General features: G+C 33.3%; 14 protein-coding genes and 1 pseudogene. 3 read left to right on the top strand and 12 right to left on the bottom strand.

Going from position 1 to position 16,675, the window contains the following annotated elements:
• Positions 1 to 150: 150 nt before the first annotated feature.
• Positions 151 to 837 carry a flavin reductase family protein gene (locus tag V6C74_RS00915; RefSeq protein ID WP_002454194.1) on the bottom strand — a complete coding sequence of 229 codons (687 nt, stop codon included), beginning with the start codon at positions 835 to 837 and terminating at the stop codon, positions 151 to 153.
• A 162-nt stretch (positions 838 to 999) separates the two neighbouring features.
• Positions 1,000 to 2,175, bottom strand: coding sequence for an MFS transporter (locus V6C74_RS00910; RefSeq protein WP_002454195.1), 1,176 nt, complete (start codon positions 2,173 to 2,175; stop codon positions 1,000 to 1,002).
• Between the two features lie 244 nt (positions 2,176 to 2,419).
• On the opposite strand from V6C74_RS00910, the gene V6C74_RS00905 reads away from it, so the two are divergent.
• Positions 2,420 to 3,472, top strand: coding sequence for an LLM class flavin-dependent oxidoreductase (locus V6C74_RS00905; RefSeq protein WP_016898514.1), 1,053 nt, complete (start codon positions 2,420 to 2,422; stop codon positions 3,470 to 3,472).
• A gap of 13 nt (positions 3,473 to 3,485) precedes the next feature.
• Positions 3,486 to 3,842, top strand: a complete 357-nt coding sequence (locus V6C74_RS00900; RefSeq protein ID WP_002436380.1) for a hypothetical protein — start codon at positions 3,486 to 3,488, stop codon at positions 3,840 to 3,842.
• A 111-nt stretch (positions 3,843 to 3,953) separates the two neighbouring features.
• Here the strand turns inward: V6C74_RS00900 and V6C74_RS00895 are convergent, their stop codons facing one another.
• Both V6C74_RS00895 and V6C74_RS00890 read right to left on the bottom strand, forming a co-directional pair.
• Positions 3,954 to 4,433, bottom strand: a complete 480-nt coding sequence (locus tag V6C74_RS00895) for a peptide-methionine (S)-S-oxide reductase (protein WP_016898513.1) — start codon at positions 4,431 to 4,433, stop codon at positions 3,954 to 3,956.
• 287 nt (positions 4,434 to 4,720) lie between these two features.
• Entirely contained in the window at positions 4,721 to 5,068 is a 348-nt protein-coding gene (locus V6C74_RS00890; RefSeq protein WP_016898512.1) for a DUF4064 domain-containing protein, read from the bottom strand.
• Between the two features lie 527 nt (positions 5,069 to 5,595).
• Here V6C74_RS00890 and V6C74_RS00885 point away from each other — a divergent pair.
• On the top strand, positions 5,596 to 5,832 hold the full coding sequence (locus V6C74_RS00885; RefSeq protein ID WP_227489900.1) for an LPXTG cell wall anchor domain-containing protein: 237 nt from the start codon (positions 5,596 to 5,598) through the stop codon (positions 5,830 to 5,832).
• Positions 5,833 to 5,939: 107 nt separating this feature from the next.
• Here V6C74_RS00885 and V6C74_RS00880 read toward each other — a convergent pair whose 3' ends face one another.
• From V6C74_RS00880 to secY2, 8 genes and pseudogenes are all read right to left on the bottom strand, one after another.
• The gene (locus V6C74_RS00880) at positions 5,940 to 6,299 is read right to left on the bottom strand and encodes a membrane protein (protein WP_016898511.1); all 360 of its coding nucleotides are present in this window, start codon (positions 6,297 to 6,299) and stop codon (positions 5,940 to 5,942) included.
• A gap of 103 nt (positions 6,300 to 6,402) precedes the next feature.
• Positions 6,403 to 7,740, bottom strand: coding sequence for an accessory Sec system glycosylation chaperone GtfB (gtfB, locus tag V6C74_RS00875; protein WP_016898510.1), 1,338 nt, complete (start codon positions 7,738 to 7,740; stop codon positions 6,403 to 6,405).
• Complete coding sequence (gene gtfA / locus V6C74_RS00870) at positions 7,733 to 9,241, bottom strand: accessory Sec system glycosyltransferase GtfA (protein WP_002454202.1); 1,509 nt, start codon at positions 9,239 to 9,241, stop codon at positions 7,733 to 7,735. The genes gtfB and gtfA overlap by 8 nt, the downstream gene beginning before the upstream one ends.
• An 18-nt stretch (positions 9,242 to 9,259) precedes the next feature.
• Entirely contained in the window at positions 9,260 to 11,650 is a 2,391-nt protein-coding gene (secA2, locus tag V6C74_RS00865) for an accessory Sec system translocase SecA2 (protein WP_367141516.1), read from the bottom strand.
• On the bottom strand, positions 11,643 to 12,215 hold the full coding sequence (gene asp3, locus V6C74_RS00860; RefSeq protein WP_016898509.1) for an accessory Sec system protein Asp3: 573 nt from the start codon (positions 12,213 to 12,215) through the stop codon (positions 11,643 to 11,645). Before asp3 ends, secA2 begins: the two co-directional genes overlap by 8 nt.
• Positions 12,202 to 13,761: an accessory Sec system protein Asp2 gene (asp2, locus tag V6C74_RS00855; protein WP_002454205.1), complete on the bottom strand. Its 1,560-nt coding sequence runs from the start codon at positions 13,759 to 13,761 to the stop codon at positions 12,202 to 12,204. The genes asp3 and asp2 overlap by 14 nt, the downstream gene beginning before the upstream one ends.
• Positions 13,745 to 15,313 carry an accessory Sec system protein Asp1 gene (gene asp1, locus V6C74_RS00850; RefSeq protein ID WP_103175472.1) on the bottom strand — a complete coding sequence of 523 codons (1,569 nt, stop codon included), beginning with the start codon at positions 15,311 to 15,313 and terminating at the stop codon, positions 13,745 to 13,747. Before asp1 ends, asp2 begins: the two co-directional genes overlap by 17 nt.
• A gap of 10 nt (positions 15,314 to 15,323) precedes the next feature.
• Positions 15,324 to 16,561 (bottom strand): annotated as a pseudogene (gene secY2 / locus V6C74_RS00845) (accessory Sec system protein translocase subunit SecY2).
• Between the last annotated feature and the right edge of the window lie 114 nt (positions 16,562 to 16,675).

Here is a 16,675-nt window from a genome sequence, read left to right as displayed (position 1 = left end):
CGCCTCTCTTTAAATGTAAATTTCATTTAATTCCTAAAAGATTGTGCGTCTGATAAATTTAAGTTTCATCAAGTGTAAAGTGCATTTGTATTCATTACAAGAAAAATGCATGCCACTCCTGAGAGCGTCATGCATCCTAATATTTTAAATTTACTCTTCCGATTTATTATCAAAATTTCGGCCTTCTAATCCAGCTAATTCTTCTTTAGTAGCAGATGGTGCTTTCATTTCAAAGATTTCGTCCACTACTGTATAGTCATAATATCCTAAACGTGCGATAGGTCGAATGGATTGAATGTCTAATTTACCATTATCGAAAATGACTTTGTCATCGATATGGACTTGTGCCACACGTCCTATAACAATATCCACAGTTGAGACGGGATCGCCTGTCGGTATACGTACTGTTTGAACATATTCACATTCAAAGTGTATTGGTGATTCTTTAATTCTATATCCAGGCGCTTCAATACATTCTTCTTTTGTAACGCCGGCGAATTCAAATTCATCTTCTTCAGGTGGTAAAGCCTTAGAAGAAAGATTAACCGCTTCACGTAAGTCATATGTTGCCATATTCCATACAAACCAACCTGTTTCTTCAGAATTCTTTACTGTATCTTTTCGTTCATGATTACCTAATACAGATTGATTAGCTGCGAACATAACCATCGGTGGATCCCATGTTAAATTTTGATATTGACTATAAGGTGCTAAATTATCTTCACCATCTTTAGATACTGGCGAAATCCAACCGATAGGTCTTGGTACGGTACTACTTTTAAATGGGTCATGCGGTAACCCGTGACTTCTCGTGCCTTGCTTTGGAGAATAATTCAATTGACTCCACCCCAATTGTTTTAATGTTGTTATATTCAGACTACATGACATTGTCGCTTAACGTCTAATATTAAAAAATGATTTATCTATAGCTTCATACTATAAACAAATCATTTTCTTATACTCTATAACTATGAAATGTTGAGTCATTTTCCTAAAAAATTAATTCACATGATGGTCATTCGGCATAAATATAGAAACGATAACTGCTAGAACACCTATCATTGCAATAGTTAAAAACTCTAAGAAGAAATTAGGAATTTGCTTAACATAAATCATTAAAATTGGTGCAATAGCCGTTCCTAAGAATAAAATCACTGTATTAACTGATAAAAAGAAACCTTGATTACTGTTCACCACAACACCTACTTTAGAAATCACTGTAGGTATAGCAAATGCAATGCCAGCTACAAATGTCACACTAAAAATAGTGATGAGTACAATGTTCGTGAAAGTTCCCATGAGTATAAGTGATACCACGCATGTAGAGAGCGCTAAAGTTAGGACACGTTTCGTACCTAATCGACCACTCAAACGTCCTACTAATAATGATAAAAACATTCCTATCACACCAAATAATTTTACGACTGATGCAACTGACATATCCCCACCAACTTTATTAGAGGTGATATATGAATTTAAAATACTATACATACTAATAAACATAATGAGTAGCGTAAGAGAAATAAATAAGCTATACAATACTTTAAGATTTTGACCAAAGTCCTTAAAGTTATTGAAAAATTTAAGTAGTTTTAAATCTGGTTTTTTATAAGGGCTTTCTGGCACATTTTTATAAATAATAAGTGTCAGTGCTAAATATAATATCGTTAAGATAAAATAAACCCAATGCCAATTGAGATAACTGACTACTATTTCACTCATATTTTGACCGAGCACGCCTGATAACATAAAACTTGTACTAATAAAGCTGATTGCTGTAATTCGTTTGACGGGAGGATATGTTTCAGTTGTGTACGTAATTGCTACTGGAGAGAATGCTGCAGCGAAGACACCTTGCAATGCGCGCATGATAAGTAAAAGCATAAATGAATGTACGAATCCTATGATTAAGCAAATGATGACTAGCGCGCTAATACCCACCAGTATCGTTTTTATTCTGCCGAACTTTTCAGAGATGGTGCCGTAGAAAAGACAACTTATTGAATAAGTGAGTGAGAAAACCACTCCATTCAATGTTGCTACTGATTGAGGAACATGAAAGTCTTCTGCAAAAGCTGCGGTTAAAGGCAATGCTGTGTATAAACTACCCATCACGATAATTCCTGAAATAAACATAATTGTCGTGATGAGATTATAGTTTCTACTGTCTTCCATTCATCTTCATACTCCTTTCAAATTTTTAGTCGACGTTACTATTATGCCAGTTTGATTTTAAATTCTAAAGGGGAGATTTAATTGCCGAATATTACCTATATTAAAGATAAATTAGCTGAAGTCTATAATGATGCATACGATGCTCAATATTATTTTTTATAATAAGGAAACTTTTATATTGACATAGTAAAAATGGAAGCTTAATATATACCTAGTATAAAAAATATACTAGTAGGTGTGAGTGATGAAAATAGAATTGGGATTAACATCTTTTGCTGAGAATAGCGACATTGTTATGTCTGATGGCAAGCATGAATCTATTAGTCATGCACAACGAATTCGAAATATTGTCGAAGAGATTGAACTCGCCGATCAACTTGGTTTAGATATCTATGGTTTAGGCGAACATCACAGAAAAGACTATGCAGTTTCTGATCCAGTAACAGTTTTAGGCGCTGCAGATACAAGAACACAGCACATTAAGTTATCATCCGCTGTTCCGGTCTTATCTTCAGATGATCCGGTCAGAGTTTATGAGAGATTTTCGACTTTAGATGCTGTATCTAATGGCCGAGCTGAAATCATGATTGGTCGAGGTTCATTTATCGAATCTTTTCCTTTATTCGGTTATAATTTAAATGACTATGAAGATCTATTTAATGAAAAACTTCAAATGTTGCTTAAAATCAACAAACATGAAATCATAAGTTGGGAAGGTAAATTAAGACCAAGTTTAGAAGACACTGGCATTTACCCACGAGTAGAAAATGGCGAATTACCTATATGGATTGCTACAGGTGGTACGCCTGAATCATCACTCAGAGCTGGTGCGTTTGGCTTACCTATTACGTATGCTATCATTGGGGGAAATCCTAGACGATTTGCACGTAATATTGAAATATACAAATCAATTGCGTTATCTTACGGCCATGATCCTTCAAAATTACCTATTGGTGTACACTCATGGGGTTATGTGGCTGAAACAGATGAGCAAGCTAAACGAGAATTCTTCCCTTCACTTAAAGCACATCAAGATATTATAGGTAAAGAAAGAGGTTGGCCAGCTTTCGATGAGAATGCATTCGAAAGAGAAATAGGCAGTCATGGTGCTATCTACTTAGGTAGCCCTGAAACAGTTGCACAAAAGATTATTGATACAATTGAAACTCTAGGTATTAATCGCTTTATGATTCATACGCCTGTAGGTTCTATGCCACATGAGTATGTGATGAATTCAATTCGTCTTTTTGGGGAAAGGGTTAAACCTATAGTAGATAAATATTTTGAAGATAAATAGGAGGAAATATTTTATGATTTTACGTTATGCTACAAATTTAAAACTTGCTAAAGAATTATACAATGCAAGCAAACCAAAATTACAAGGTGACCAAGGTATGGTGGATACTTTCACTAATACATTCGGTTTACCAGCTAGTTCAGTTAAAGTAGCGGGTGGTGTTGAAGCTACTGCAGCTGCATTATTCGCTGCAAGTTTCTTAAACAAAAACATCTCACGTCTAGGTTCACTTGCTACTATTTCAGTATTAGGTGTTGCAACTTATAAACACTTTGAAGCTGGCCACGGTAAAAAAGGTGCTCAACATGCCCTTGATTTACTAGGTTTAGCTACTTTAAGCTTATTAGATACTTTCACTTCTAAAAGATAAGAGTTAAAATTAAGACTCTCCGTATCGGCGGGGAGTTTATTTATTATTTAAATACTTCTTCATAACTCTAAATGCATTTTACATATCTTCTTGATACTTTAGTTAATAAATTTACTTTTTATATTTATTTAAAAGTGATTCAGGAACATGACAAAGATATTGATCTTCAGGATGCTTATCAAGATGATCTTGATGTTCTTCAGCACTTTTCACATAGTTTAATAATGGTTTAACTTCCACCATAATTCGTTGTGCGTCTGATCTACTATCAATAAAATCGCGAGCTTCATTTAAGTGATTAGAATCATCACTATATATACCGGTACGATATTTTTCACCTACATCTTGTCCTTGTTTATTCAAGCTATATGGATCTATCACTTCAAAGAGATAACTCATTAACTCTTTAATGGTTACTTGATTTGAGTTAAATTCAACTTTTACACATTCTGCATACCCGTCGTACGGGCCATCTAAGTTATTTGTAGTTCCATTAACCCTTCCTGCCTCAGTATTAATCACGCCAGGTATCGTTTTAAAAAAGGCTTCTGTACCCCATAAACATCCGCCTACAAGATATACGATGTCCAACTCTATCACCTCGTATACATTGTAGCATTTAACTAAGATTAAATAACAAATGATATAAAGAATGTGTTGCTATTTGATTGACTGCATACTCCAAAGTGACTTGCTATTGCTATATTAATATATAAATAAAATAAACCTCCATATCGTTGTTAACAATATAGAGGTTATTATTTAGTAAAATTTAATTATCATTATTTCAATTACTCACAAATATATATCGCGAATCCTTGTAAAATAATGCACTTGTTATGTTATTAAGAAATTAAAGTCAATTTTTATTAACCGATTTATTTTCTTACCAACGCTAGTATGCCTGCTACTAAAATCAAGATTCCTGAAAGAATTCCAAAAAAACTAATAAAAATAAAGTTTAGGATTCCACCAATGATTAAAAGCACACCAATTAAAACTCTTTTTTTGTTAATAATACAACTTAAAATAAGAGTTATAATGCAAGTAATAATTACTGCTACGCCTAATCCACCTACATTGCCACCATCAGTGTCAAGTTGAGAACTAACACCTTGGAGCATAATAGCGAACAAACCACCTAATATACCAAATATACTACCCATGATCCCTAACACCATTTCAGCAACTCGATTTGTAGGTCTAACTTTTTGCATTTCATTCATAATTTTCCCTCCTTTATTAATTAAATTAAAAATAGTTAATAAGGATTATATATAAGACTAAATTCTTTATGCGATACTTATTAACATATGCGTTGCAACACATTAAAGCATGCCCACCTTTTTATTTTATTATATTATCTTGTAAAATCAATATTGTTTTCTTCCAATCTACATTTTTGTATATTTTGTATAATTTCAAAAATCTTAAATATTACTATAAATATCAAAGTAACAATTTTGTCATAGATTTGATATCTCATACACAGGAGTTCATAAATAGCTTGTGATATCTTATTTATTATACATAGAGAACGTGAATGATTTGTAAATTTGTTGTACTTTAAACAATGCTTCTTGGGAGACTTTTATTATATTTCTCTGATGTATAGATTTTAAATTTTTAAGGAGAGATTATTTTGACTCAAAAATTTGTCACTTGCACTATTAGTATTGTCTTAATTACTCTCGCTTTTCTTGTGGTATGCAATCAACCAGTATCTGCCGCAACTCCTAATGAGAATCAAACAATGAATCAATTACAACTACATTCATTAAAAGATGATTCAAAAGATGCCAGTTCAGAGCCATATTTTTTTAAATCCAACGCAGTAGAACATAAACATCCTATTTATCAAACGACATCAAAATCCACACTTCCTGAAACAGGTAAATCTATATCTCATTCTCCTGTTATGGCAGGAATTATAGCGCTCGTTTTGGGCTTAGTTATTTTGATTCATAAAAAGATTTCTGCTAGAAAATAATAACTATTTTATTTAAAAAATGGGCTTTTCGATTGATCATCGACAAGCTCTTTTAAATTACATAAAAAAAGAGTTGGAACTAAACGCTCCAACTCTTCTTAAATAAATTAAATAATGAGTAATTTAATACCTCTGATTATATTTGTAAAGAATAGGACAATTGCCCATATAAAGAAAATTGCTGCAACGATAAATGCAATTGTTATTCCTATTCCAGAATGCGCACTATCAAATAACGCTGGAATAATCATAAAGCTTAACAATCCAATAGCTACAAATAGCCAAGTGAAAATATGATTAAATAAAGCATTTCTAGAATGAGTAGAACCTGGTGGTTTCGCTATAATCCATACAACGAGTGGGAATAACACAGGTGCAAAAAACACACTAAGATAACTTAAAGCGCCTAATACATTATTAGCTTTTTCATTATGTCTTTCATCATATCTTTCATCAAAATTGTTCATTTTTTTCACCTCAGTTATATCTAAACATATCATTGCACACAATTTAAGATATAATGCTTAAAATTACAACTCTGTAAGTTTAACAACGTAATACTTAGCATTTTTAATTCAATGCTTGATTGAGTGCCGTCTTAAATGTTGAAACCGAGACTTCATTCGCGTGAGACGACTGTTGATCAAGTTTATCTTTAAATATATCTTTATTAGAACCTACCTCAGTAAGTACTCGGCTCAATTCTGCAACATTTTCAGCTGAAAATAAGTGTGATGGTGAAGTCATAGTTAAATGGTGTGCAGTCTCTTTATACCCAAGTATGAGTAAATTATAATCAAATGCTGTTCTAACAGCATTCAATATTTCCCCACCTTCGTTAATATCTAGATAAATATCACATCGTTGATAAAGTTCCTCTACCATATCTCTTTTAATTGTCGGATAAAGTTTCGCATTCGGATAGTGTTCTAGGCTTGTAAGTACAGTAGACATTTCTGTCACTGCACCAATGTGAAAGTTAAAATCATCATGTCGTTGTATTAATGCCTCTAAATGCGGAATTTGATCGGAATTAGTTAGAATTAAAATATTTTTTGATAATTGATTTTCTTTCTTTTTACTATATAAATACCCAGAAGGATATACGAATTGATTTTCAGTTGAATTCAGTTGATTAGTAACCATTTGATACTCTTCTCTTTCAGGAATAATTACTGAAAACTGGCTGAAATTATTTGGCTCAAACATTAATTTCATATTCCCCGGGACATGCCCATGAGACTGTTCTTGCCAAAATAACACGACTTGTTGCGCAATAGGTTGATGATAAAGCGTAATAAACGGTGTTGAAAGGGAATTAATAACGACTTGTTTATAATCAATATTTAGTTCATTTAAATAAAATGCTATAAATTCTTTCGTCGTTTCAAAGAAATAAGACTTCCCTCTGTAATCCAAAACTATATTTTGAGTCACATAGTTTTCGTATATAACTTCTTTACCATTTCTATCCACATATTTTTTTAATATGGGTGTACCGGACAAATCATAGACCTTTTCAGCGTATTTGAATCCTTCTTTTGTGTAGTACTCGACCGAACGAAGTCGTTGGTGTTTATCTAACCATTCTACATAACTTACGACTCTCGTTTTATAATTTTCTTTATAGAATATTTTACCTCGCAACTCGCCCATGTCTATGACTTGAGCCATCGTACCGTTTCCTTTTATTTCCCAAAAGGGCGGTGTAGTTACATCATTAAAAAATGCAGGTTTGTCATCATCATAGATTTGATAATTTGCAAAGTATTGATAAGGTGAAGTCACTTCATCCGGTAAGAAACCATCATCATTTAATACAATTGTAAAAGGATGATAGCCAGCTATTTTAAGTGATTCATGTAACTCACGGGTATTACTATCATAATTCTCGAATAAATTAATCATGTAGCACCTCTTTAATTAATTGTTCCCATTTTTCAACTATATGAGTTGTCTTAAACTCCTCAGCAATTTCGTATGATACATCGTGCGGGTGTGAGGGGCCCTTTTCAAAATATTGGATGATCTTAGTCGCCATGTGATCTGTGACGTCGTTGATGGATTCTCTATCTAAGTTAATAGGAATAAGGTAACCATTATGAGCATCTTTAATAAATGTTGGACTACCATAATTGACATCAAATCCTATCATGCCTAGACCTGAACCTACTGCTTCCATTAGTGTCAAACCGAAGCCTTCACTTTGTGAAGCGGCAACAAATAGTTGATAATGACGATAGACATCTTGAAGGTTCACGTGTCCTTTTAACCGAATATAGTCTTGAGCATGATGTTCTTGGATTATATTCTCGATTCTTTCTTGTTCAGGACCATGGCCGTAAATATCAAATGTTAATTCGGGTAGCGCTTTTCTCGCTTTAATTACTGCTAGGGCTATCCAATCCACATGTTTTTCACTTGCTAAGCGCGAAGCAGTGATTATAGAGAAAGGCATTCTAGGTTCTTGCGGATAGATTAATTGATGTAGACTACCCACTGGTATCGTTCTGATTCTAGGAGAATCATGCGTATAATTTTTGAATTGTTCGTTTAATATCTTATTCTGTAAATCTGTTGCTGTAATAAAGAAATCGATGTATTTTGCATTCTCAAATTGATATTCATAATAATTATTCCATAAAATATGTGTATCATCAGTTGAGTTCATACTATAATGCTCGGCATGGACAACCACACCCACTTTGCTTTCGCCCCTATTTTGTAAAATAGCCTGGCCTACATCTGTAGCGCGATCAATAATGACAATGTCGTCACTTTCTAAGTGAAGTTTGCGAATAAAATACGCGATAAATTCTTCTTTACTATATAAACGTGCATCATCAAATACATATACATGTGCCTCATCATCTATGTATTCTTTATAAGCAATTGATCCGTCCTCATTATAGAATTGACGCATATATAGTTTAGCTCTCTTATCATACGGCGCATAATACTCAGAAAATGTACGCACATAACTATAAAAATCTTTACGAATTAACATGCCATTCACTACAAATTCTGCACGATCGACATAGTTTTCTTCAGGATTTTTTAAATAGCATGTAACGAAAGTCTCATTATTGTCTAAATACAGTCTCAATACTTTCCCATTTCGCTCATAACTTGAGACCTCGTTACCAAGCTCTGATATTAAATCATTAAATGTATATGTAGTGGGAGCGATATTAATGTCTGTGAAGTATTGATATAACCAGATAATTTCATCATCTTTGAACCCAATATTACTCGTTAGAGTTTGAATATTTTCAGATTGAATAAAATCTAAAAACACAAACTTGATTGGATAGTTGAGTTGACGAAGCAGCTGAGCTCGATAGGCTTGCGCATATTCAACCCCACTACTTGCCCACCCAATACCAAAATTTATATTATAAATCGTCATGCCTTTACACCTCTTTATTTATGGAAAATGGATGACCATATCATCAGATTTATCGAATGTTAGAATACTTAAGCATAAATTTCGAATGATTTTTCTTTTGATGTCCTTCGCCATTAATTCATACGTCTCTAAAGCAACTTTATGATATTCATAAATGATGTTTCGTTGACCATTTTGTCGATTATTGACACTTGTTTTAAGTTGTTGCAAGTTATCCACTTGTTCTATCCACTCACTATCAATTGCTTTTAGAAAGGACTTTTGTAAAAAACGGCGTTTTAAGTATGGGTCAGATACTTCTTTCAGATTATGATTAAGTTGTTGCTTAAACTGTTTTATTAAAAACTGTATAACCTCTTCACGATTTTTAATGTCTATATTTGTAACAGTTTCATTAAAAACAAAACTTAAATTTTTATAAATGTAATTAATCAGTGCTTCTTCGTTGATTAACTTTTTGTATTTAATATCATTCGCAAAGACGTCTCGCGCTATTTGTTCAAAGTTAAAGTCCTCAAAGTGTTCTCTCTCAAGAATTTGATCTCTTAAGTCATAAATTTTTTCTCGCTGAATACTAATACTTTTTTCAAATTCATTAGCCATTTCTCTATTAACCATGGCAGTTTCTTCAGAAACACGTTGCGCTTTATTAACGATTGACTTCACTCGTCTTTGGAATAGTGTACTATTTTCTAATTTTGAAGATTCCAACGTTAGTAGTTTTTCATTTCCCACTAAATTAGAATTACTCCAACGTTTTACCAAATAATCATCTAATGATACGAAAATTTGAGAATATCCTGGGTCTCCTTGACGTCCTGAACGCCCTCTCAATTGACGGTCTACACGGCTATTTTCCATGTGCTCATTAATTATGACTGCTAATCCACCAATTTCGAAGACATCTTTAGCTAATTTAATATCAGTATCTCGTCCAGCCATACTTGTCGCCACTGTTACCGCTGATAACTGCCCAGCTTCTGCTATCATTTGTGCTTCTTTCGCAACATTTTGTGCGATAAGCAAGTTGTTAGGTATGTCTTTTTTGAATAATTGCTGTGAGAAATATTCTGCAGCTTCAGCTGTTCTAGTAATAAGAAGTACTGGTTGCTGGGTGCGATGAATATCAACGACACTTTTTAAAATCGCTTCATTCTTAATATTTCCATTCGCAAAGACTCTATCTGGACGATCGTCACGTTTAATTGGACTATTAGTTGGGATTTCTACCACTATTTTTGAATATAAATCGAAGAATTCTTTTTCCCCTAGTTTACCGGTCCCTGTCATTCCGGAAAATTGATTAAATTGCTTAAACAAGTTTTGGAATGTAATCGTCGCCATCACACTCATATCTCTAGAAATCTCAACATCCTCAATCGCTTCAATCGCTTGATGTAAACCTGACTGTAGTTTAGTGCCCTGTAACATGCGCCCTGTTATCCTATCAATTAACACGATTTCACCATCAAAGATAAAATAATCCAAATTATACTTAAATAAATACTTTGCACGAAGCGATAAGTTGATAATTCTGACTAAATCAAAATGTTGATTCTCGTACATATTATTTACTTTAAAGTAATGATTCGCCGCTTCTATCCCTTCTTCAGTTAACCAAACTCCCTTTTTATTAAATTTCACTTGAAAATGAACATCCTCTTCAAGTGTTTCTACAAATGATTTAACAATATGAAATAAATTAGATTGTACACGTGGTGCACCTGAAATAACGAGTGGTGTTTGAGCTGCATCTAGAATAATTGAGTCGACCTCATCAATAATTGCAAAATTTAAGTCTGGTAGAAATTTAGCTTGTATATCGTCAGCCAAATTATCAATTAAATAATCGAAGCCAAGACGTCCGTTCGTCGTATAAACGATATCATGATGATATAGATGATACTTCTCATTTTCTTCATATTCATAGTTTGGTATATCGACGAAGCCAAGAGATGCGCTAAGGCCAAGCCATTCATATAATGGTTTCATCTCTTGATAATCACGTTTCGCAAGATATTCATTAGTAGTAATAAGGTAGGCACCTTTTCCTGTGAGCCCGTTTAAATACAGTGGCATCGTAGCCGTTAAAGTTTTACCTTCACCCGTTTGCATCTCAGCAATATTACCTTGGTGCATGACAATTGCTCCAAGTACTTGAACATCCTTTGGGTACATTCCAAGCACACGTTTCGACGCTTCACGTACAGTGGCATACGCTTCAGGCAATAACTTGTCCAAGGTAGTTTTACTAGATTGTAACCGTTCTTTAAATTGTAACGTTTTCGCTTTTAATTGTTCATCTGTATAGTTCGCATATTCATTGCTTAATGCATTAATTTGATTTAAAGATTTACTTACTCGACGCAATCTCATGTTGTTTATGATTGGGTTAATACCGCTATTCACGGCTTTCACCTCCAGCATCGGAAAGTGCATCCAAGTCATACGTTCTTGCATTTTTTATCACACGATTCATAATTTCAAACTTCTCTTTAGTGTTAATGCCTTTTGCAGTACTTGAGTTACGGTATGTCCCATTTCCTAGCTCCACAATCGTTATATTTTGAAAGTGAAGATGATCCATCCCAGCATTAACTAACTCCAACTGATAAGAATGCGCTTCTAACGAATAAACGATTTCTTCTTCCTTATTTTTAATAATTTTGTATTCAAATTGTTCTTTGTTTTTACGATAAAACTTAATTTTGAAATAGGCTGCTCCTTCAGGCTCGACTTGAAAATTAAATTTAAATAAGTAACGATGTCCTTTTTTTAATATCGGAAGTTTAGGACTCACACGATCTTCTGTAAAGTTCGTCAGCATATACCAATTGTGAATCACTGTACCTGAAGGCATTAGTGGATTTTCAAAATAAATATCATCTTTATTAAAATGTAACTTAGTGCCATACATAAATGTAGTTAGATTGACTAATCGCCATTTCACTTCAAATTGTTTAGCTTCTTGCATGTGACTCTCTCCCAAATTGTTGTGCCATGATTAAATGATAAAAATTGATAAACCAGTTAGTAATTGTCGAAGAATCATCATTATGTCTCCCTGGTACACTTCTACTCATTACACGCGCATATTGTTTTGTAAGTACTGGTAATAATTCATGAAAGGCATTGATATCATAATCATCGTGCTCCATATATGCAATCGCAAATGTTGTCTGGGTGAGTTGACTGTTGTGTATTTGATTCCAAAATTTTTGATCAAGTTGGTTGATTTCATTTTCAGAAATACCGCCTTCATTAGATCTTAAAACATCTAAAGATGTACCAAAGTCGTTAGGACGGACTAGCTTCATATTATTAGCAATCGTTCCGACATTAATCAATGGTTTACCTACTATCACTGCTGCCGGCTGAAGTCGTGTCGCATAATATAAAGCACCAAAAGATCCCATTGATAATCCTGAAAGTATCAATTGGTCATGGGTAAAACCTAAATAATCTAACGCACCCAGGATGACATCTTTAATGCCATTCTCATAATCTTCAGATCCTAAATAAAAGGCCCCACCCTCAATTCGAGGATCACTAATTAAAATGAAAGGTGCATTCAAACGGTTCATCATAAAGAAACCTTCGAAGCCTTCAGCAGTTCTATAGCCACTAAAATACACATTCAATGGTGGTTTAAAATCACCTGGATTGAAGTAATGAAAGAACTCATTACGGTTTTTATCGCTAAACCATTGTCCTCCTAGAATAAATTGACCTAATTCCAACCTAGACCAACGCTTGTGAATTGAACCTACATATAACTTACCTTCTCCTTGCGCTTTGAGAGAAACACTCACATTAGCTTTATACGGTCTCGCAGGCAACTCTATCGGTTGGTCTAATTCATTCTGTTCAAAGATGAATGTTTCAACTGGTTGCTCAGTAGAGTAGACCGGTATCATACGTAGCGTATACTGTTTCTTAACTTCACCTTCAATTTTAAATTCTGGCCATATTTGATTGACTTTATTTTCATCAGCAATAATGTTTCGACTCCATGTGACAAGAGGTGTAAGTTGGTCGCCAAAGTTTCCCGAAATCTCTAACGATTCATTACCGTTAAATTGGTATTTACCAATAAACGCTGTATTTACACGACAATGTATAGGTGTTACCTTATCACCATATTGCCCAGGAAATGTTATCGCCTGTAATTTCTGATGCAAATCTTCCTCATTATCATACTTGAGAGGTTTGATAAAATTCTGCTGAACGATCTTTTCTTCTTGAAAATGCACATCCCAATATGCCTCGTCTATCACCGTGTTATAGGGCGTGCTAACGATTTTGAATAAATTGATAAGTGACTCAGAGTACAGCGCTTGTGTAAACACAAAATCAAATGCCCCGTTTTGTTCTATAAGAGCTTCTACTGCTTCGAGATAACCACTTTCAAAATCAAATACAGCCGTATCTATATAATCCCATTCGACTTCTCTTTTATTTTCAAAAAGGTTTTCTAAATCATTTCCTCCAATTTGGAGTACTTTAAATGTACGTGGCATACTTATCATCACCTTCAAACAATTGATTAATTTGATGAATGATATTTATAGAACTAAATTCATCTACTAATCTCATGGAATATGCATACGAATAATTCCACTTTTTTAAATGTACTAAAAAGTAATCTAAAGCTGAGACGATTTGAGAAATATCTTTTATGATTAAACCATTCTGTTCATATTTAACATAATCAGTCCCTCTATAATTAACTTGTGGCACGCCTGCGCCTATACAACAGATTTGTAGAAAGAGGTCTGGTTCATTTGATAAATCGACAACTAACCTTAAATTTGAGACAGCTCTAACAAAGTCTTCTGAAAAAGGTACATACTCCAATCCTATGACCGACTCTTTTTTTATTTGTGATGCCAATATATCCTCTATTTCTTCAGAATGTTCTTGTTTTTCTTGGTGGTACGTATCATTGAGTCGAGCAATTTCTTCCATTAACCAGTCGTTTGGATCATTCTTGTATTTGGTAAGTAATTTTAACTTGAAATGATCTTTTTGCTGAATATATTGAAATAATGAAGTTAAAATCACTCGCAATTCATGTTTAGGTAATTGATCTATCCATAACCCTACATACGTATCATAGAGTTGACTACTTTTATTAGATATCGTTTGCGCATCAAAGGGAGTTACTCTTAATAAATGTAGATGTGTTTGAGACTCCTTAGCATAACGTTGAATCTCTCTCTGATTGTCTTGCGTATCGACTAGACAATAGCGTGCTTGAGAGATCGAATCAAATAGTTCGGGCGTTACTTTCTTATTTCGCTCAGTAAATACTGAAAAACATAAAGAAGACTCATCTATCGTATGAGCCATCACTGAATTGTGTCTTTCATCTGATGCAACGATGATTAAGTCATCTTTTTTCATCTCTCTTTCGGCATACTCTTTGAACTTTTCTTCAATTAAATCTGCCATAGTTGCATAAGTTGTTTGTTTAAAATTTGATTGGAATTGCTCCTTAATTGTCACTGTTTTATTTCTCAAATCTTCTTTAAATATTTCTTCTCCTTTGATTGAGAAGTAATGTTTCATTTTACTTTGACCCGTTTCAGTATATGTTCTAACCGCTGAAATAAAACCTCTATCATCAATGACATAGCGTCGTTGGATTATATTGTGTTGAAAGTCTTCTATCCACATTAAATATCCTTCTTGACTAAAGTGTATCTTTGAAAAAGTATGTTCCCCTGTGACCGCCTGAATTTTATAAGGAGTAAATATAAATTCTGTATTTTCAGGCCACGCTAAATCTCGATAATCAATTGCCTGTGGCGTTTGATGACTAACACCTTGAATATCATCAAACACAGACCAATAGTTGGTTTCAAACAAATCATATCTATGGAGGAAAGTTCTGAGATAAGGACTGAAACTAAGTATCATCAACTGATAATTCACATTATTTTTACTATGCATTGTCATTAAACTGATCATATCATCAAAGTCTGTGTATTGACGCTTTTGATAGAAAGGTACTGATGTACTTTCCCACCATTTATCATGACTATACCATGCAGGAATAAAACGCTTCATAATTTCCTCCTTACCAATATTTATCTAATATTTGCTTGTAACCATCTAAATATAAATACGCACGCAGTGTTTCTGCGATATTGATACCTATATAAACAAAGACAATCAATTGAATCGAAAAGTAAATTTCCTCAAATAAATGTGGCACAAGTAATGAACAATATAATGGAATAGCTAACACAATAGCTACAATGATTGAACCAGACCAACAAACACGGCGTGCTTTTTGTGATAAAAATCGTGTCGTATGCTTACCTGGATATATCCCCTCAAAATAATTTCCGTTTTTAAGAAATTCTTTCGATTTACGTCGCGTGTTAATTAAAAATCGTGATAAGACATACCCTAATACGATTTGCATCAATAAATAGATTGTAATACCTATAGGGTTTGAAAAACTGAAAATAGTCGTCTCAAAATCCTTATCTACGGCAAGTCTACCTATGAGATTAACTATATTATTCTCAAGTATAAAGATAGATAAACTCATCATTATCGTTATACTTCCCGCCGGATTTAACTTCCACGACAAATAAGTTGGTGTATCCTTTGAAGAAATATTCATAATATCATTGTATTCTAAGCGATACTCTGACCGTTCTATAAAGAGTAAGATGAAGAGTATCAAAGCCAATGAACAGATGATAATTACCAATAGTATTGGATTTAAATTTAATTTAGCAAAATGACTATTGAACATTGATTTAACAAGGCTCATTAATACAATTGGCATAGGTCCAGCAATGCCGTATGTGGTATTTTGGTCAGCTAACCATACTAAAAATAACGTTCCTGTAATTAAGACAAGTAACAATATAAAAATAACGTTCCTGTAATTAAGACAAGTAACAATATAAAAATATTTGTATCAGTTATCGCCTTTTTATTAATAAATGAATGTATGATATAGAATCCCTGAATCGTACTTAAAAGAAGTGTTAATAATCTTTCTTTAAAATGACGTTCTACGCGCGTTTATGTTTTCACTTTATCTTCATTTTTATAATTCATTAGGGTAATGATAATCATTGAGCTTAACCATGGTCCAAGTCCTAGTGAAAAAATATTCAATGTATTTAAGTCTCCACCGACATTGGAAATTGCTAGCTTAAAGAATGAATCCTTATGTTGTTTAATTGCTTCATTACCGACAATAGAAATATTACTGCCAAGTATGTAAATAATTAAAATGAAACATGTAAATAATATTCTTTTATATAGAATTTTATATTCAAATTCTTTCAACATATTTTCACCCTAATCAAATGGTTTATTTCATTTTCAAATGATATCAAAAAGGCTAAGGAGATAAATAAATTAGTTTTACTTGTGATAGTAATCATTTTATTTATATTACCCTAG

The sequence above is a fragment of the Staphylococcus capitis subsp. capitis genome (assembly GCF_040739495.1).
In the GTDB taxonomy this organism is placed as follows: domain Bacteria; phylum Bacillota; class Bacilli; order Staphylococcales; family Staphylococcaceae; genus Staphylococcus; species Staphylococcus capitis.
The sequence above is the reverse complement of the archived record's forward strand: the minus strand, read 5'-3'. Positions and strand labels throughout refer to the sequence as shown.